We start from the raw sequence: 17,832 nt of genomic DNA on the forward strand, positions 1-17,832 counted from the left end.
TTTTTATCTCAATTTAGTTACCTCATCATTAAGGTGTTATCGGCATATTAATATTCTCCAGGCTACCCGATCTTTATAAAAAAACACCAAAAAATTATGAGACTAAAAGCTTTAGTGATTTTATTACTAGGTATTACAATCACCAATCATGTTCTGGCTACTGAGAAACCAACGGCAAGCCATAAATCAGTGATCAATTATTATATGGACAGCTATATGAACTCTGATTATAAGAAGTTGAAAGCTGTTTTAAGCGAGGATGCCGTTTTTACCTCAAACAGGGATGTAAGAGTGATTAAACATAAAGCAAGCGAGGTGTTGAGCCAGATGAAGAAAAATGAGGGTGTGGTGCAGCGGGATTGCAACATCAGCTCTAGCATTGTTTCCGAAAGCGACGCACTGGTAATTGCCCGTGTAGATATCAATTACGAATTATTTGATGGCGCGCAACAAAACTTTGTCATCATCGAAAAAAATAAAGATGACGAGTGGAAAATCAGCCAGGTGTATAAAGTATTTATTTCCAGCGAAAGTGAAGCCAGAAAACTGGTTTCAAATTCACGTTAAACAAGAAAATCCCGGTTTATGGCCGGGATTTTCTTGTTTTCTTTATTTCTATTCTTAAAAACTGATCGGTAATTCTACCAGCGTTTTGTCCCAGCCTATTACCAGGTTTGCCCCTTCATTAACCGGAGTAAAGGTTAACGAGAAATATTCGATCGGTTTGGCTAAAGTTTTCACCGGAACATTTACGCGTACAATATCTTTAGATGGGTTATAGGTAAAAGCACCCCATTTATCGGTTTCGCTGTTTACAATAATGGTCCAGGTATCTTTATTCGGGATGGCGAACAGGCTGTAAGTGCCCGCTTTAATTTTCTTGCCACCAATAATAACCTTTTTAAAAAAGTGCACTTCTGTACTTTCGTTGGCACCAAAACGCCAAACCGTTCCATACTGCTCTAAAACACCAAAAATGTCACGTCCTTTTTTCTGTGGACGGGAATAAACAATTTTTATAACCGGTTTAGTCAGGTCTCCTGCTTTTACCTTTGGGGCATTAAGCGGAAAATAAACAATATCTGCCGGACTTGGGTCTGCAACGGGAAATTTCACTTCTGCGGTACTGGCCTGTTGGGCCTTTGCGCTAAAGCATATAAGAGCGAAAACAACAATGAAGATATTTTTCATTTAGGTGTAGTTTGTTTTCTATAGCGACTAAGTCATCATCATATTACCCATGGGTAAGGCGCATAATGAACTTGTTTGCTTTGAAATTAAATTTAAAGTTTCCTTAACCGGAGACGTAAATATAAAAGGCTTAAGGACTAGTATTTTCTACCCTTTACAATTGCGTTTAAAAATAAACCTGCAGTTAACAAACCTAAAACGCCGCCTAGTAAAGCGAAAATATAGTTTTGTGTAATGATTGCTCCAGTAAAAACTCCGAAGAATAAACCTAAAGCATAATATAACCAGTTAAAATTATTGCTGCTGTTTTCTTGTACACTCATGTTTTTTGTTATTTGGAGGCAAAGTTAATATTTATTTTAAATTTTAATTTGCGAATTTCCCCAATTATCCAATTAATTATTAATTAAGGCCAATTTATAATCAATATACTCCATACAAATGGTTATCACCCTGATCCCGATTGCTTTCGGATTTAATTCAGGATCTATCCAATTAGGAAAGGGGCTGATCCGAATATTCGGGACAGTAGGACAACCGAGTTAGGTAAAAGGGCTGAAAAAATCGTCAGTTCTAAATTTATATTAAATATCAAAATCAATAAACAGGTGCCTTTTATCAAACGAATGTAAAAGATGTATTAAAACATTTGGAAATTAATCAAACGATTGATTAATTTTGTGGTGTCAAAAAGAAATGAAAACAGAAAAAGTAGATAAAAGATTAGCCATTCTTGAAGCAGCTGAAAAGTTGTTTTGCGAAACAGGGTATGAGGGCACTTCTACCCGGCAGATTGCAAAAGAATCTGGAGCGAACATGGCGATGATAAATTATTATTTCGGTTCGAAAGAAGGGGTTTTTGTAGAGATCATGAACGAGCGTATTGCAGGTTTCGCATCCCAACTAAAAATCATCAATGAGGATAAAATTTCGGCATTAGAAAAACTGCATAAAGTTATTGAAGGTTATGTAAACCGGATAATGAATAATACTGCGTTTCATAAAATGATGCACCGCGAATTATCTTTAACCCAAAGGCCAGAAATGTATGATAAGATTAAAGATGCCATGAGTCATAACATGCAATTAATCGATCGCATTATTACCGATGGTATTGAAGATGGAAGTTTTAACAAGGTAGATGTGCGGATGGTAATTGCAACCATTATGGGTACCGTTACCAATATTGTTATTGCTCCCCATAAAGTAATATCGTGCTCTAACTTCGACCTGAGTAATCCGAAAGACAAAAAAATTATTAAAGACAGGGCAGTTACCCACTTACAAGATCTAACAACAGTTTATTTAACAACAAAAAGATGATACCCAAATCGATTAGATTAATGCTTGCGGCATCATTAATTCCAGCAGCTTTATTTGCACAAAGCAGCAAGGAATTAAATATTAACCAGGCAATAGAACTTGGCATAGCCAATAGTAAAAACTTAAAACTCTCCCAAAACAAGATTGATCAGGCTGTTGCACAGCTGGCGGTTGTTAAAGATAATGCGTTACCAACCGGAAATGCAAGTTTTATGTATAACCACGCAGAAATTCCAACCACAACTTTTACTTTACCCGGTAGCGAATCTTCGTTACACCTTCCCAAAAGAGCTGATGCTTTTGTAGGTACAGCTGCGGTACAAGAATTGGTATATGGCGGTGGTAAATTAAAATATGCAAAAGAATCGACCAAATTACTGGCCGAAGTAGCACGTTTAGATGCCGATAAAAGCAAAGAAGAAATTACTTACGCCATCATCAATACTTATTATTCTTTATACAAGGTTTTGCAGAGCAGAAAAGTAGTTGATCAGAATTTAGAATCAATTGCGGCACAAATTAAACAGGCACAACGTTTTTTCGAGCAGGGCATTGTAACCAAAAATGATGTATTGCGTTTCCAATTGCAACAGGCAAATGTTACCCTAACGCAAATGGATATTGAGAGCAACCGCAAAGTAATTAACTATAACCTGGATATCCTTTTGGGTTTACCTGAAGATACCGAGGTTAAAATTACCGATCCAACAGCAGGCTTAAAAACACCGGGTTCATTAAACGAATATATCGGGCAGGCTTTAGCTAACCGTCAGGAATTAAAACAATTTGATGTACAGAACAGGGTTGCTGATTTTAACATCAAAACCGTTAAGGCAAATACCTTACCAACCGTTGGTGTGGGTGCAAACCTTTATTACATTAACCCAAGCGGCAACTTTATTCCTCCGGCAAACCAATATTTAATGCCTATTACATTAGGCGCAACGGTTTCATGGAATTTCGGAAACCTTTGGACAAACAAAAACAAAGTAAGCGAAGCAAAAATTCAGCAGAGCGAAATTACCATTCAGAAGGATATATTTTCTGATCAGGTAAAAACAGATATCAATAAAAACTTTCAAAGTTACCAGGTGGCGATGAACAAAATCCAGGTTTTGGAAACTTCAATTGCGCAGGCAACAGAGAATGATAAGTTACTGGCATCTAAATACAAAAATAACGTAGCTTCTGTTACCGATAGAATCGATGCAGAAACTTTATTATACCAGGCAAAAATAAACTTAGAAATAGCAAAGGCAGACGCAGGTTTGGCTTACTATACATTATTGAAATCAACAGGAAAAATAACGCAATAAATACAGCAATGACAACTGAAAAGAAAAAAAAGAACATAGTAGTACCCATCATTTTAGGTGTTTTACTAGTAATCGGTATAATCTTCGGAATTACCGAATGGAGTTATTATAGCAAACACGTAGATACGGATGATGCTCAGATTGATGGTGATATCAGTCCTGTTGTTGCACGTGTTGGCGGTTATGTTAAAGATATTAATTTCGAAGAAAATACGCATGTAACTGAAGGACAGATTTTAGTAAAGCTTGATGATAACGATTATAAAGTGAAGTTAGAGCAGGCACAATCAGGTCAAAAAGGTGCTAGTGCAGGGGTTGGTGTAGCTGAATCGCAAATTGCAGCTACCCAGGCTAATACTGGTACAGCAAAAGCAAACGTTGATGCAGCAAAATCAAATGTTGCGGCTGCAAATGTTAAAGTAAATTTAGCACAGAAAGATTACGACCGTTATGCAAACCTGGTAAAAGACGGATCGATAACCCAACAGGCTTTCGATCAGGCAAAAGCCAGTAAAGAATCTGCAGAAGCAGCAAAACAATCTGCTTTGGCAGCATATCAGGCAGCGCAAGACCAATATAATGCTGCAGTTAAACAGGTAGGTACCACACAATCGCAACTTGCAGTAAGCAGCAATGTAATCAGCCAACGCCAGAGTGATATCGATTTTGCTAAACTTCAGTTATCATATACCGATATTAAAGCCCCTGCAACTGGTATTGTTTCTAAAAAGAATGTTCAAAAAGGACAATTGGTTCAGGCTGGTCAGTCTTTATTCTCGGTAGTAAACGACGGAAGTATTTATGTAACCGCAAACTTTAAAGAAACCCAATTGGAAAAAATTAAAGAAGGTTCTAAAGTAGAGATCGAAGTCGACGCTTATCCGAACGAAAAAATTGAAGGTGAAGTGTATAATTTCTCTCCAATTACTGGTGCAAAAGGATCTTTATTACCTCCTGATAATGCTACTGGTAACTTCGTTAAAGTGGTACAACGTGTTCCGGTAAAAATCAAAATCCATCCATCAAAAGAACTGTTGGCTAAATTACGTCCAGGAATGAGCGTTAAAGCTTCAGTATCTACTAAATAATATTTAAAATGGCCGAAGTAGGTTTAAAAAAGTGGATTATTACGTTTACGGTAATCACAGCTTCTTTATTGGAGCTGATTGATACAACGATCGTAAACGTGGCAATTCCACAGATACAGGGAAACCTGGGCGCCACCCTGGAGGATGTGGCCTGGCTTTCTACCGGCTATGCGGTAGCAAACGTTATCGTGTTGCCAATGTCGGGCTGGTTGGGTAACCGGTTCGGCAGGAAAAATTATTTTCTTACCTCCATCATCGTTTTTACACTCGTTTCCTTTTTGTGCGGAAACGCCACTTCATTAAATGAGCTTATTTTATTTAGGATTATTCAGGGATTGGCCGGTGGTGGTTTAATATCAACAGCGCAAGCTATCCTGATCGAAACCTGGCCACGCGAAGATGTGGGCATTGCAACAGCCTTATTTGGTTTGGGTGCAGTAGTTGGCCCAACTGTTGGTCCAACCATTGGTGGGTATATCCTGGAAATCAGTTCGTGGCCATGGATCTTTTATGTGAATATTCCCGTCGGAATACTCGCGGCCTATTGTACGTACACTTTCGTTCGGGAAACCCCGAAATCAGGGCAGGGTCAACCTGTCGATTGGTGGGGTATCGCATTATTGGCTATTGCAATAGGTAGCTTACAAACATTATTAGAAAAAGGAGAGAGCGAAGATTGGTTCTCTACACCATATATTACTGCATTGGCCGTTGCTTCGGTATTTGGCTTACTGCTGTTTATTTGGCGGGAGATGACCACCGACCACCCGATTGTGAACTTTAAAATTATGCGGCACAGAAGTTTTTCTGTGGGCATGTTTACCTCATTTATTTTGGGTTTCGGTTTATATGGTTCGGTGTTCGTGTTTCCGGTTTTCTGTCAGAATCTGCTGGGATTTTCGCCTTTGCAAACCGGAGAAATCTTATTTCCGGGTGGTTTATGTACCATTGTAATGATGCCTTTTATCGGTATTATGCTTAAAAAAGGTGTTCCGGCTCAGATTATGGCTACTTTCGGGATGTTTGCCTTTTTCGTTTTCTGCTGGATGTTGAGTAATTCGACTTTACAATCAGGAACAGGCGATTTCTTCTGGCCATTGGTAATCAGAGGTGTGGGGATGGCGCTGTTATTTGTGCCTTTAACTACATTGGCTATTCAGGATTTGAAAGGAGCGGAAATTGGTCAGGGTTCAGGTTTAAACAACATGATGCGCCAGTTAGGCGGTTCATTTGGTATCGCAGCTTTAACTACTTTAATCCACATCCGTTCAGGTTTCCACAGAAGCGTTCTGTTATCAAATGTGAATGACTATAACCAGCCATTTGTAGATCGTTTTAACGGCTTAATTAAAGGCTTTATGGCAAAAGGACAAACTTTGTTCGATGCCAAAATTATGGCAGCAAAAGCAATGGAAGGAATTGTCACCAGGCAGACCATGTTGCTTACTTATGACGATGCTTATTGGGTAGCAGGATTGATTATGTTGTTCTCGATCCCGTTACTTTATCTTCAAAAGTTTAAGAAAAATGCAAACATTCCTACTGATGTGCATTAAAATTTGCAAAGAATTGGCCTAAATAATGGCAAAAAACAAAAACAGCCGGTGTATTTTATTACATCGGCTGTTTTAACCCAAAAAATTAACAATCAATGCAATGCCCTTAAACATTGCAAATGTTCTTACTTAACCACATAGTGGCCAAATAAGATTCTAAAATTAAAATTTATTCTACAATTTTCCAAATTGTAAGCCTTAGAATTTTAATACCTTATGCATTTTTTGTAGTATTACAGTATACAAAACTACTGCATAAGCTATGCCCAAACTTCGTTTAACAACGCAACGAGAATCTATTTTTAATAATGAGGTCATCTCAAAATTCGAACTATTTAACAGTTTATTTCTCACCTTGCCTTTTTACAAAATTAAAGATACCGGAACATTACTTCCCTTATTCTTTAAAAGCTGTGAAGAAGGCATTGCAAACGGAGAAAAACCTGCGCAGATTATCGAAGAATTTTTTGCCAAGTATACCAGCTATACTGAACGTAAAGATATTGTTGACCTGCTTTTCCGTTTTATCCAGTATATCGAGCGCCAGGTGGTGCTTTTTGATGCTGTTGAAGATGCTTCTTTTACCAAATTAAATACCACCGATGAGCAGAGTACACTCGCATTTATTTTAAAGAAAAATGCCGATAACAAGCCTGTGCTTACCAAAATTGAGAAACTGATTGATGAACTTTCACTTCGTTTGGTTTTAACCGCGCATCCAACCCAGTTTTATCCGGGTAGTGTGTTGGCCATTATTACCGATTTAACCAAAGCCATCAGGGATAATGATATTATCTCAATGAACTCGCTTTTACAGCAATTGGGTAAAACGCCATTTTTTAATAAAAAATCGCCAACTCCGGTTGATGAGGCGCTAAACCTTGCCTGGTTTCTCGAAAACACTTTTTATTTTGCTGCGGCTAATATCCAGGAAGAAATAGACCAGAACCTTGACGAGTATAACCTCGAAACCAAGAAAATTTTAGAACTGGGTTTCTGGCCAGGGGGCGATAGGGATGGAAACCCGAATATCCATGCCGATACCACTTTAGAAGTCTCTAAAATGTTGCGTCAGATCTTGTTCCGTTGTTATTACCGCGATTTTAGGGTAATTAAACGCCGAATTACTTTTAGGGGCGTTGAAGAGAATATCGCGAAATTGCACGATGTACTGTATCTAAATGCCTTCGATCAAACCTGCGAACTTCATGATATTTCTGATGAATTAAGGGATAACCTGAATAAAATTAAAGAAACCTTGTTGGCAGAACACGATGGTTTGTTTGTTGACCTGGTTAACGATTTGATCCGTAAGATCGATTTATACGGCAATTATTTTGCATCGCTGGATATCCGTCAGGATAGTCGTGTGCTAAGAAGTGTACATGCTTATTGCCGCGAAAATAAACCGATTTCATCTTTATATCCTAGTGATTACGACAAGTTATCAGAAGCTGAAAAATTAAAACTGATTTCGTTTAAAGAAGCCACAATTGTTTATGCAAGTGAAGCAGATGCTTTAACCACAGATACTATTGAAGTAATTAAAGAAATAAAAGGTATTCAAAAACGCAATGGCGAAAAAGCCTGTCACCGTTTTATTATCAGCAATTGCCAGCAGGCAAGCGATATTTTGCAGTTAATCGAGCTTTTTCTTTGGAATGGCTGGAGCAAAGATTCGCTGACCATTGATTTTGTGCCACTTTTTGAAACCGTTAACGATTTAAAAGGTGCCGCCGCGATTATGGAAACGCTTTACAGTAATCCGTTCTATAAAGCCCATTTAGCCAGCCGGGGCAACAAACAGGATATTATGCTCGGATATTCTGACAGTACCAAAGATGGTGGTTATTTAATGGCCAACTGGTCAATCTTTAATGGAAAAACATCCCTTTCGGAAGTATCGAAAAAACACAATATCCAATTGGCATTTTTCGATGGCAGGGGTGGTCCGCCGGCTCGTGGTGGAGGTAAAACACACCGTTTTTATGCTTCAATGGGGAAAGAGATTGCCAATAAAAATATTCAGTTAACCGTGCAGGGCCAAACCATTAGTTCACAGTATGGTTCGGTAGAAAGTGCCGAATTTAACATCGAACAGCTTATTAATGCGGGTATTTCATCAGGCTTAAAAGAAAAACACAACGTGCTGCTGGATCCGGAAAATAAAACCTTATTGGATGAAATGGCTGAAGATGGTTACAAAGCTTTTGTAGATTTGCGTGAGCATCCGTTATTTGTGAGTTATTTAGAGAAATTATCCCCTCTAAAATTACTTTCCCAGGCCAATATCAGTAGTCGCCCGGTAAAAAGAAACGGTGGTGGCGAAATGAAACTTGAAGATTTAAGGGCCATTAGTTTTGTTACCGCATGGAGTATGTTAAAGCAGAATGTGCCAGGTTTTTATGGAATGGGTACGGCGATGAAAAATCAGGAAAAAGCCGGTAACTGGGATAAAGTGGCGAAGGTTTACCAGGATTCTGATTACCTGAAAACCATTGTAGATAACTGTATGATGAGCATGAGCAAATCGGACTTTGTAATTACGGCACATTTAGCCAACGACAAAGAGTTTGGTGCATTTTGGACTCAACTACATGATGAATTCGAATTAACGAAGGAGATGCTTTTAAAACTCTCAGGACAGCCAACATTAATGGCCAATTATCCTGTAGATAAAAAGTCGATAGCTACCCGCGAAAAGATTATTTTACCGCTGGTATTGATCCAGCATTTTGCTTTGGAAAAATTGCAGCACGATCAGAATGAAAAAGACCAGCACGCTTTAGAAAAACTTGCTGTTAGAACGGTATTTGGTATTGTAAATGCGGGTAGGAATTTAGCTTAATACTTCAGGTTTAAATATATTCTAAGGTCTGTGTTCTCACAGACCTTTTTTTGCTCCTGTCATTCTGAGGCACGAAGAATCTCGTGTATAGTAGCGGTTATTGAAATTGACCACTTACTGTTGATGTTGTGGTTCTTCGATAGATTCTTCACTGCGTTCAGAATGACAGGTCATGCCATCTAAACCTGATTGGACGGATGCCGATTTTTTCTATCGGCAGGAGGGAAAGCAGGGCTGTAGCAACCGATGGAAAACGGAACCTTGATTTCCAAAAATCACCGCCTGATCTATTATAAAGTTCCTGTAGTTCTTCGGCTGCAGATTCTTCACTGCGTTCAGAATGACAAACCCAAAATACCTAAACCTGATTGGACGGATGCCGGTTTTTTCTATCGGCAGGAGGGAAAGCAGGGCTGGAGCAACCGATGGAAAGCAGAACTTCGCTTTCCAAAAAGATCTTTACTTTGAAAATTTAAGCTAAATGTTTAGGTTTTGATAATAAGAGTAAAGGTTGCTTCGTGGGATGAAAAGCCTACTCGTAATGACAAAGCGTTTATAAACAAAAATCCCCCGCTGATTTTTATCAACGAGGGATTTTATATCTTGAAAAGCTAGATTAAAGCTTAAGACGATTATCGATCGATCGAACCCATCACTTTTTGGCCGAAAGCATTTAATGCATCTTTTTCAGCAGCACCCTCACTTACCATCTGGTGTACTTCTAACGCACCACAGATATTGGTAATCATTTCGCCCGCCACATCAACCTCGTGCTCACTAACGCCTCTAAATTCGCAGAAAGCCTCTAAAACTTCTAAAGTAGTCTCCAGTTGTGCCGGAGTGGTGTTTTGAAATAATTGTCTTATAACCGGAATCTTCATTACTTTATCTTGTTAAATAGTTCTATTAAACCTTCTGCTTTGTTGGTTTGCACCTGATCTACCAAGCTACCGCCTTCAAAAGCTGCGAAAGTTGGTAAATTATCAACGTTTGCAAATTTGCGTGAGTTTGGAAGTTTTTCGGCATCAACAATCAAGAAAGCTACATCTTCATTTTCTGAAGCCAGTTTTTTAAACTTAGGTTTCATGATTCTGCAGTTACCGCACCACGATGCAGCATACTGAACCATTACCTTTGAGTTATCGGCTAAATATTGTTGAAGATTATCTTCTGTTAATTCTAAAAACATAACGTTTTGTTTAATTAGTTAGCGGCTAAATATTCAGCTACGCCAGTTCTGTTTGCGTTCATTGCTTCTTTTCCTTCTTCCCAGTTTGCAGGACAAACTTCGCCGTGTTTCTGAACGTGAGCATAAGCATCAATTAAACGTAAATATTCTTTAACATTTCTGCCTAGTGGCATATCGTTAACACTTTCGTGGAAAACTTTACCAGTTTCGTCAATCAAATAAGTAGCTCTGAAAGAAACATTTGAACCTGAGAAAGATTCGTTTCCTTCTTCATCGTAGTTAACTTCCTGATCTAAAATATCAAGGATACCAGATAATTGTCTGTGCGTATCAGCTAAAATCGGGTAAGTTACACCTTCAATACCACCATTATCTTTTGGTGTGTTTAACCATGCGAAATGAACTTCGTTGGTATCGCAAGATGCACCAATTACAATGGTATTTCTTTTTTCAAACTCAGGTAAAGCAGCTTGGAAAGCGTGTAATTCTGTAGGGCAAACGAAAGTAAAATCTTTTGGATACCAGAATAATAACACTTTACTATTTTTATTTACAGCTTCTTCAAATACATTGATTTTCAAGTCATCACCCATGTCTGACATTGCATCAATACTAACACTCGGAAATTTTTTACCTACTATTGCCATAATTTTTTGTCTTTATTTTTGTTGGCACAAAGGTAAGGCTAAAAGAGGAGTCAATCAACCCCGATTCATTAATAGTTAATTGTATTTATTGATAATGATATAGATGAAAACTATATTGTTTATATGAAATATAGCGGGGTTCTATTTCAGTTCTTTGCTGTTGTGCTTAGGCACGAAGCATCTGTTCCACAGGCTGCAGATGCTTTATTTAAAAAGGTCGTCATTGCGAGGCACGAAGCAATCTTAAAGCGCTCGCTGGTAGCGCTCGTTTTAAGATTGCTTTCTCGGCTGAAAAGCCTCTTCGCAATGACGACCTAATACAACAAAGGGCTATTTCTTTAACGTATTTTCATACAATTTAAATATCCTTTTATACTCATCTGTCCAGCTGCTTGGCTCAACAAAACCATGATCTTCTACCGGGTAAACGGCAAGCTCCCAGTTATTTTTTCCAAGCTCGATAAAACGTTGTGTAATGCGAACAATATCCTGAAAATGCACATTTACATCAACCATGCCATGTGCCATTAAAAGATTGCCTTTTAACTTATCGGCGAAGTAAATTGGTGAACTTCTTTTATAGGCAATTGGGTCGTTATAGGGTTCGTTTAAGATATTAGAAGTATAACCATGGTTATAGTGTGCCCAATCGGTAACCGAACGTAAAGCGGCGCCACTGGCAAATACATCGGATTCGTTAAACATGGCCATCAGCGTGATGAAACCACCATATGAGCCGCCGTATAAACCCACGTATTTTGGGTTAACGCCATATTTCTCTACCAAAAACTTAACGCCATCGGCCTGGTCCGTTAAATCTTTTCCTCCCATGTGGCGGTAAATGCCTGTACGGTGATCGCGGCCATAACCAGAACTTCCGGTATAGTCGATATCGATTACAGTATAGCCATTATCAGCCAGTAAATTATTGAACATGAATTCGCGGAAATAAGTGCTCCAGCCGAAATGCACATTTTGAAGATAGCCTGCGCCATGCACAAAAACTACAGCAGGATGATTTGGGTGAGGATTGTTGGATTTATAAACCCTCGCATACACATCTGCACCATATCGGTTTTTAAAGCTTACCATATCGGGCTGACGCCATTTGTAAGAATTAAATTCTGCTGAAGTAGATTGTGTAATTTTCTCTGCCTTTGCTCCGGCTTTATTTGGCTGAAGATATAACTCGCCTGGTTTATCCAGGTAAGAAAAATTGATGGCAACATATTTTTCGTCAGGGGAGAGGGTAATATCATTCAAACCTTTCATGGTGCTAATCTGAACAAGTTCACCACCGTTTACGCTGATTTTAAAAAGATTGGTTATTCCCGGATGCTCTTTATTGGTTTTAAGATAAAATGTATTTCTATCTTTCGATAACTGCACCGATTGTACTTCCCATTTGCCAGCAGTAAGTTGTTTTTTATCACCTGTATTTACATTTACCACATAAAGATGAGAATATCCGGTAGCTTCACTTTGATAATAAAAACGGTTATTATCAATCCATCCGGTGCTGCCCTGGTAAAAACCGCTGATGCCCGGCCCGCCAATCCAGGCCTCATCTCGCTGACGGTCGATCAAAGAAAATTTTCCCGTTAAAGCATCCAGTTTTAAAATCCAGCGGTCTTTATTATCGGTAGAAGTGGCTACAATAATGGCCAAACTTCCATTATCATTCCAAAGCGGACCAAATAAATTTACGGGGCGATCGGCATTTTTCTTTTTTAAGGTGTCCAGTTCTTTTGGATAATCTTTCAGGTAATCAGGAAGGTCTTTTATACCGGTGATGGTTGCAGTTTGGATCGCATAAATGGTATCGCGCTGCGTATCATAAATAAAACCCTGTGAGGTATTTTCATTTTCGCCAACTTTTGTCCGGCCAGGAATATCTTCGGTATAACCCGATGAAGTGATATAATTGGGCACAATGGTGTTGTGGTTATTCTGTGCCGGGGTAGTTAATTTATAGGTAACGAAACGCCCATCAGGACTGATGGTTACGCCATTTAGGAACTTATCGTCAGTATAAAGTTCTTTCAATGTTTTTAAATCAGCAGCCGGGTTACCGAAGCGACCTCTTCCGCCTCGAGAGCCATTTTTAGCTTCAGCATTTCGTTTTTTAATAATATCGAACAATTCTGTTTGCTGGGCTTTTAGCCATTTATCCTGTTCAGTAGCAGATTTACCTTCAGCTCTTCCGACTTTTTTACCTTTAACAAAATTGGTAAGTTGTTTGGTTTCTGCCGATTTCAAATCCACTTCGAAAAGGTTATCACCCAATTGATAAACCACATTTCCGTTAGAAAGAAAAACCGGACTATTTTCCCTTTCCAATGTATTGGTTAAGCGGGTTTCTGTTTTCGTTTTGAAGTTTTGTAGATAAATATCGCCACTTTTTTCTACCAAACCGAGTGAACGATCAGCACTGTAGGTATAGTTTAGGCTCAATCGTTTTTCATCTTCCTTTTCTGCTGCTTTAACAGGCCTGGAAGAACCTGCGGATACTTTAAATAATTCTTCTTTGGCTTTATTTTCAGGATTCCAATTAAAGTAGAGTGTTTTGCTATCAGCTGTCCAGCGGAAATTTGTTGGCGCTACACCCATCCATTTTGGGTCGCGCATTATTTTTTCGACGGTTAAGGGGGCTAATTGCTGCGCAAAAGCGTATTCGCCCGTGCAAAGCAAAAGGAAAAGTAAATATTTCTTCATGAATTTTAGGTTTGCATGCAATTTAGGTAAAGGGCGAACCAATTTTAAAAGGAAATGGAAATGTTACAACACCTTACCCTACGATGGTTGTGAGGTATTAGGTGAAAGCCCTGCAATCCCTCTCCTCAAGGATAGTGAAACGATGGACAGAAGTAGAAAAACCAGCTTTTACAGGGTGAGGCTAAAAAATTACCCTTCCGGTTTTATCTACATTCACCTTATCAAAAGGCTCCATGTACTCGTTAATGATGGTGGCAAATTCACGTCTGGTTAGCACTTTTTGGAGGTTATATTTCGAGCTGAACTTATAATTTTTGTTCCATTTTTTTTGTAGTTCGGCTTTGGTTGCATCAATTGATTTATTGCCCACATAACACACCATAGAAATGGTATTTTCTAAATTAACCGGAATGTTTTGATGATCGTCGAACCAGATTTGGGCTTTGGAGTAATATTCTTTAACCGGCTGTTTTATTTCCTGATAAATGACTTCTTTTTCCGGATTGAAATAAGCTTTACCCTGTTTGATTTCTGCTTTGATAATTCCTGTAATTCCTGTTTTTTGAATGGCCAGCCAATTAGAATCGGCGGCTTTTATGTCCTCAAAAGGCATTAATGCGTGTTTATAAGCTAATAATTCGCCCTGAATTCCTTTTAGGTTGGATAGACTCGTTTTTTTGCCAAAAAATGCAGCATACGCTGCGGTTGCCCCTGCAGCTGGTCCTATTTCAAACTGACCGACCGGAATGTACAACAGGTTTTCCTGCTCTGAAATCAGCAGATTATATAATGATAAAAAATTGGCACCCTTTGAAGAAACACTGGCCACTGTTGTCCGGTAAGTGTTTTCGTCATAATTTAACGTACTTGGAGTGGTTGGATTTAAAGATGTAATTTTTAATGCCGCAATCAATTTTTCTGGACTATCAGCTAATAAAAGAATTTTGGCTTTAATGCTTTTGTCTTTTGTGAGTTTTATTTCCCAACCACTTCCAGATCTTTTGATTTCGGTATAAGGCGTATTATTGATGACGTTTAAAAGCAAAGTGCTATCTACCACAATTACCTTTGGACGGTTTTTTTTATCGGGCTTTGGTTTTGGGATTTCCAGGCTTTTTGCATTTTCGGTTTCGCGCTTGAAAAAGCTTTGGTAAAAAGGTAGTAAAGACTTTTTGGCTTCAGTTATTTTATTTAAATCTAATTGCTCTTTTTGTGTTAGCAGGATCGTTTTAGCCCCCGATTTAAAAGACTGAAAAGAGGCCGTATAAGCTGCATCACCGCTGCCAATAACCAGCACGTCTGTTTTTATGGTTTGGGCATGGATAACCAGGGGAAGGATGGATGCGAAAACAAAAAACAACCTTTTCATCTTTTATTATTAAAATTTGCTGCAATATGCTTTAAATGAATGAATTTTTAATGAAACGACTGCATTTTAACTAAATTTAATGCATAAATCGGGCAAATCCAATATTAGTAATGGGCCAATAGTAGGTAATTATGGAACAACAGATAAAATCGGTTTTCGATTTACAGCAAAAGCATAAATTCTATTTACGCAAAACGGATGCTAAAACCCGTATCAGTAAGCTAAAATTATTGAAACAAGCTTTAGAAAAGGCCGAAGAGGCAATCTTTGCCGCTTTAGAAAAGGACCTGCGCAAAAACCGTTTCGAAACAGCCGTAACCGAATTGTATTTTACCTATGCTGAAATAGATTTTGCCATCAAAAAGTTGAAAGGATGGATGAAACCAAAATCTGCAGGCAAAACCATGAGCAACTTTTTTGCCAGCAATAAAATATACTACGAACCGAAAGGCGTTTGTCTGATTATTGCTCCATGGAATTACCCTTTACAGTTGATGATGAGTCCGTTAATTTCGGCAATTGCTGCCGGGAATTGTGTCATTCTTAAGCCTTCCGAATTAAGCGGGGCAACGGCAGGTGTAATCAGTAAATTAATTGCAGCCACTTTTGAACCTAAGGAAATTGCCTGTTTTGAAGGTGATGCCGATGTTTCTACCGCACTGTTAAAACTCCCGTTTGATCATATATTTTTTACCGGAAGTACCGCAATTGGTAAAGTAGTGATGGAGGCTGCGGCTAAAAACCTCACATCGGTTACTTTAGAGCTTGGAGGAAAATCGCCTGCGATTGTAGACGGAAACTGCGATATTAAAAAAGCCGCTGAAAAAATTGCCTGGGGTAAATTGGTTAATGCCGGGCAAACCTGCATTGCTCCAGATTATGTCTTGATTGAAGAAAGCAGGCTTGAAGATTTTATAAAACAATATAAAACTTCTGTTCTGAAAATGTTCTTCGAAAGTGCTGAAATTAATAAAAATGATTATGCTAAAATCGTCAACGCAAAACAGTTTCACCGTTTGAATAAATTAAAGGAAGATGCGATTAATGATGGCGTGGTATTGGCTTTTGGTGGTGAAACAGATGCTCAAAGTTTAACCATTATGCCCACCCTTTTAACTTCGGTAAATGAAAACAGCACCATTATGCTGGAGGAAATATTTGGACCAATTTTGCCTGTAATCACCTTTAAAAGCTTAGAGAAAGCTATTGATGTAGTGAATGGTAAAAACAAGCCTTTGGCACTCTACATTTTTTCAGACAGCAAACAGAATCAGAAAAAAATTATAGCCGAAACCAGTGCTGGCGGAACCTGTGTAAATGATGTATTGGTTCACATCAGTAACCCTAATTTGCCTTTTGGTGGGGTTAATAATAGTGGAATGGGGAGCTGCCATGGGATTTTTGGCTTCAAAGCCTTTTCGCACGAAAGAGCAGTGGTTTTTCAATCAAAATTAGGTTTAACCAGAATGATTTATCCTCCTTACGGTAAAAAAATGGGTTTGTTGAAATGGTTAAAGAAACTGATGTAGTTCAATCAAAGCCGGTTTTACTAACCAAAGTTTTCTCCTTAATGTTGAAACGTATAATGTTTGAAGGTTTTGCTACAACATTAAAACTTTCCAAGCTGTAACTTTTCAACTATTTATTATTTTTAAACCTTATTTTGGTTTCATGGATATAGAACAGCTTAAATACCCGATCGGTCAGTTTTCAATGCCTGATATTTTCGATCAAACACAGATTGATATCTGGATTTCTGAAATAGAGGCCTTGCCAAATCAACTCAAAAAGGTTGCTGAAAATTTAACTGATGAAGAATTAAACCAAACGTATCGCCCTGAAAGCTGGACATTAAGGCAAGTTGTTCACCATATTCCAGATAGTCATGTTAATGCCTATATCCGTTTCAAACAAGCCATAACCGAGGATATTCCTGTAATCAGGCCATATTATGAAGAACGATGGGCAGAAACCGAAGAAGCAAAAAATGGAGATATCAAACTATCTCTTGATTTATTAGCGGGTTTACATCAGCGTTGGGTTGCTTTTTTAAAAACTTTAAAAGTGGAAGATTACCAAAGAAAATATATTCATCCGGCCCACAATAAGGAACTTTCTTTAGCAAATATGCTGGGTATGTACGCTTGGCACGGAAAGCACCATTTGGCACATATTACTCATACTATTGCAAAATAAAAGAACGCTTTCTTCCTTAAATATTACAGAATAAAACATTATTAAGGATACTTTTTTATTACTCAAGCATAATAACGTAAAATGCTCGCCCGGATTAAAGGCGAGCTTAAGGGCAAAACCGAAAATCGGAGTTTAGATTATAAACGACAATAGCTTTGATTTTAATGGTTTCTTGTAAATGTGTATGTTTAAGTAATTATAAATGCAATGGAATTATTAACTATAAAGTCGGGCAAAAAAAGTGCAAAACAATTAGGTAATATAACAGTTGAAGAAAAACTTATCCAATTATCGAAATTAAATGAGGTGGCTGGAGTACTAGAATTACCAAAAGATTTTGATGAAAAAGCAGAACTTCGGGATTATTTTGAAAATAAGCACTTGTAAATTGAAT

At 38.2% G+C, this 17,832-nt stretch carries 17 protein-coding genes; 10 read left to right on the forward strand and 7 right to left on the reverse strand.

Annotated features, from left to right (window positions below):
- The first annotated feature begins 96 nt into the window (after window positions 1-96).
- Window positions 97-567 carry a nuclear transport factor 2 family protein gene (locus tag R2R28_RS20560; protein ID WP_316827538.1) on the forward strand — a complete coding sequence of 157 codons (471 nt, stop codon included), beginning with the start codon at window positions 97-99 and terminating at the stop codon, window positions 565-567.
- Between the two features lie 54 nt (window positions 568-621).
- Here the strand turns inward: R2R28_RS20560 and R2R28_RS20565 are convergent, their stop codons facing one another.
- Together R2R28_RS20565 and R2R28_RS20570 are read right to left on the reverse strand one after the other, a co-directional pair.
- Window positions 622-1,191, reverse strand: coding sequence for a DUF2911 domain-containing protein (locus tag R2R28_RS20565; RefSeq protein ID WP_316827539.1), 570 nt, complete (start codon window positions 1,189-1,191; stop codon window positions 622-624).
- Between the two features lie 137 nt (window positions 1,192-1,328).
- Window positions 1,329-1,514, reverse strand: a complete 186-nt coding sequence (locus tag R2R28_RS20570; protein ID WP_316827540.1) for a hypothetical protein — start codon at window positions 1,512-1,514, stop codon at window positions 1,329-1,331.
- 373 nt (window positions 1,515-1,887) lie between these two features.
- Here R2R28_RS20570 and R2R28_RS20575 point away from each other — a divergent pair, with 373 nt between their 5' ends.
- From R2R28_RS20575 to R2R28_RS20600, 6 genes are all read left to right on the forward strand, one after another.
- Window positions 1,888-2,514 (forward strand): TetR/AcrR family transcriptional regulator, encoded by a 627-nt coding sequence (locus R2R28_RS20575; protein ID WP_316827541.1) that lies wholly within the window; start codon window positions 1,888-1,890, stop codon window positions 2,512-2,514.
- A complete protein-coding gene (locus R2R28_RS20580) occupies window positions 2,511-3,830 on the forward strand; it encodes a TolC family protein (protein ID WP_316827542.1) in 1,320 nt (439 codons plus the stop codon). The genes R2R28_RS20575 and R2R28_RS20580 overlap by 4 nt, the downstream gene beginning before the upstream one ends.
- Before the next feature lie 8 nt (window positions 3,831-3,838).
- Window positions 3,839-4,918: an HlyD family secretion protein gene (locus R2R28_RS20585; protein ID WP_316827543.1), complete on the forward strand. Its 1,080-nt coding sequence runs from the start codon at window positions 3,839-3,841 to the stop codon at window positions 4,916-4,918.
- A gap of 8 nt (window positions 4,919-4,926) precedes the next feature.
- Entirely contained in the window at window positions 4,927-6,474 is a 1,548-nt protein-coding gene (locus tag R2R28_RS20590; RefSeq protein WP_316827544.1) for a DHA2 family efflux MFS transporter permease subunit, read from the forward strand.
- 262 nt (window positions 6,475-6,736) lie between these two features.
- Complete coding sequence (locus tag R2R28_RS20595; protein WP_316827545.1) at window positions 6,737-9,322, forward strand: phosphoenolpyruvate carboxylase; 2,586 nt, start codon at window positions 6,737-6,739, stop codon at window positions 9,320-9,322.
- 340 nt (window positions 9,323-9,662) lie between these two features.
- The gene (locus tag R2R28_RS20600) at window positions 9,663-9,803 is read left to right on the forward strand and encodes a hypothetical protein (protein ID WP_316827546.1); all 141 of its coding nucleotides are present in this window, start codon (window positions 9,663-9,665) and stop codon (window positions 9,801-9,803) included.
- A gap of 151 nt (window positions 9,804-9,954) precedes the next feature.
- Here R2R28_RS20600 and R2R28_RS20605 read toward each other — a convergent pair whose 3' ends face one another.
- The 5 genes from R2R28_RS20605 to R2R28_RS20625 all read right to left on the reverse strand — a co-directional run bounded on the left by R2R28_RS20605 (window position 9,955) and on the right by R2R28_RS20625 (window position 15,242).
- Window positions 9,955-10,203 carry a DUF6952 family protein gene (locus tag R2R28_RS20605; RefSeq protein WP_010599336.1) on the reverse strand — a complete coding sequence of 83 codons (249 nt, stop codon included), beginning with the start codon at window positions 10,201-10,203 and terminating at the stop codon, window positions 9,955-9,957.
- On the reverse strand, window positions 10,203-10,511 hold the full coding sequence (locus R2R28_RS20610) for a thioredoxin family protein (protein ID WP_025141703.1): 309 nt from the start codon (window positions 10,509-10,511) through the stop codon (window positions 10,203-10,205). The genes R2R28_RS20605 and R2R28_RS20610 overlap by 1 nt, the downstream gene beginning before the upstream one ends.
- 14 nt (window positions 10,512-10,525) lie before the next feature.
- The gene (locus tag R2R28_RS20615) at window positions 10,526-11,158 is read right to left on the reverse strand and encodes a peroxiredoxin (RefSeq protein WP_025141704.1); all 633 of its coding nucleotides are present in this window, start codon (window positions 11,156-11,158) and stop codon (window positions 10,526-10,528) included.
- 330 nt (window positions 11,159-11,488) lie between these two features.
- Complete coding sequence (locus R2R28_RS20620) at window positions 11,489-13,873, reverse strand: S9 family peptidase (RefSeq protein ID WP_316827547.1); 2,385 nt, start codon at window positions 13,871-13,873, stop codon at window positions 11,489-11,491.
- A 181-nt stretch (window positions 13,874-14,054) separates the two neighbouring features.
- The gene (locus R2R28_RS20625) at window positions 14,055-15,242 is read right to left on the reverse strand and encodes a hypothetical protein (protein ID WP_316827548.1); all 1,188 of its coding nucleotides are present in this window, start codon (window positions 15,240-15,242) and stop codon (window positions 14,055-14,057) included.
- 131 nt (window positions 15,243-15,373) lie between these two features.
- Here R2R28_RS20625 and R2R28_RS20630 point away from each other — a divergent pair, with 131 nt between their 5' ends.
- The 3 genes from R2R28_RS20630 (at window position 15,374) to R2R28_RS20640 (ending at window position 17,825) form a co-directional block, all read left to right on the forward strand.
- A complete protein-coding gene (locus tag R2R28_RS20630; protein ID WP_316827549.1) occupies window positions 15,374-16,771 on the forward strand; it encodes an aldehyde dehydrogenase family protein in 1,398 nt (465 codons plus the stop codon).
- A 142-nt stretch (window positions 16,772-16,913) separates the two neighbouring features.
- Complete coding sequence (locus tag R2R28_RS20635) at window positions 16,914-17,438, forward strand: YfiT family bacillithiol transferase (protein WP_316827550.1); 525 nt, start codon at window positions 16,914-16,916, stop codon at window positions 17,436-17,438.
- Window positions 17,439-17,645: 207 nt separating this feature from the next.
- Complete coding sequence (locus tag R2R28_RS20640; protein ID WP_316827551.1) at window positions 17,646-17,825, forward strand: hypothetical protein; 180 nt, start codon at window positions 17,646-17,648, stop codon at window positions 17,823-17,825.
- Window positions 17,826-17,832 lie beyond the last annotated feature (7 nt).

Origin of the sequence: Pedobacter miscanthi (assembly GCF_032678605.1) — a bacterium.
GTDB lineage: Bacteria > Bacteroidota > Bacteroidia > Sphingobacteriales > Sphingobacteriaceae > Pedobacter > Pedobacter miscanthi_A.

Bases quoted from the DNA above. Each gene is read 5' to 3' on its own strand.
- R2R28_RS20635 (WP_316827550.1), top strand. From the start codon at position 16,914: ATGGATATAGAACAGCTTAAATACCCGATCGGTCAGTTTTCAATGCCT.
- R2R28_RS20600 (WP_316827546.1), top strand. From the start codon at position 9,663: ATGACAAACCCAAAATACCTAAACCTGATTGGACGGATGCCGGTTTTT.
- R2R28_RS20570 (WP_316827540.1), bottom strand. From the start codon at position 1,514: ATGAGTGTACAAGAAAACAGCAGCAATAATTTTAACTGGTTATATTAT.
- R2R28_RS20580 (WP_316827542.1), top strand. From the start codon at position 2,511: ATGATACCCAAATCGATTAGATTAATGCTTGCGGCATCATTAATTCCA.
- R2R28_RS20585 (WP_316827543.1), top strand. From the start codon at position 3,839: ATGACAACTGAAAAGAAAAAAAAGAACATAGTAGTACCCATCATTTTA.
- R2R28_RS20605 (WP_010599336.1), bottom strand. From the start codon at position 10,203: ATGAAGATTCCGGTTATAAGACAATTATTTCAAAACACCACTCCGGCA.
- R2R28_RS20595 (WP_316827545.1), top strand. From the start codon at position 6,737: ATGCCCAAACTTCGTTTAACAACGCAACGAGAATCTATTTTTAATAAT.
- R2R28_RS20560 (WP_316827538.1), top strand. From the start codon at position 97: ATGAGACTAAAAGCTTTAGTGATTTTATTACTAGGTATTACAATCACC.
- R2R28_RS20565 (WP_316827539.1), bottom strand. From the start codon at position 1,191: ATGAAAAATATCTTCATTGTTGTTTTCGCTCTTATATGCTTTAGCGCA.
- R2R28_RS20630 (WP_316827549.1), top strand. From the start codon at position 15,374: ATGGAACAACAGATAAAATCGGTTTTCGATTTACAGCAAAAGCATAAA.
- R2R28_RS20625 (WP_316827548.1), bottom strand. From the start codon at position 15,242: ATGAAAAGGTTGTTTTTTGTTTTCGCATCCATCCTTCCCCTGGTTATC.
- R2R28_RS20640 (WP_316827551.1), top strand. From the start codon at position 17,646: ATGGAATTATTAACTATAAAGTCGGGCAAAAAAAGTGCAAAACAATTA.
- R2R28_RS20615 (WP_025141704.1), bottom strand. From the start codon at position 11,158: ATGGCAATAGTAGGTAAAAAATTTCCGAGTGTTAGTATTGATGCAATG.
- R2R28_RS20575 (WP_316827541.1), top strand. From the start codon at position 1,888: ATGAAAACAGAAAAAGTAGATAAAAGATTAGCCATTCTTGAAGCAGCT.
- R2R28_RS20620 (WP_316827547.1), bottom strand. From the start codon at position 13,873: ATGAAGAAATATTTACTTTTCCTTTTGCTTTGCACGGGCGAATACGCT.
- R2R28_RS20590 (WP_316827544.1), top strand. From the start codon at position 4,927: ATGGCCGAAGTAGGTTTAAAAAAGTGGATTATTACGTTTACGGTAATC.
- R2R28_RS20610 (WP_025141703.1), bottom strand. From the start codon at position 10,511: ATGTTTTTAGAATTAACAGAAGATAATCTTCAACAATATTTAGCCGAT.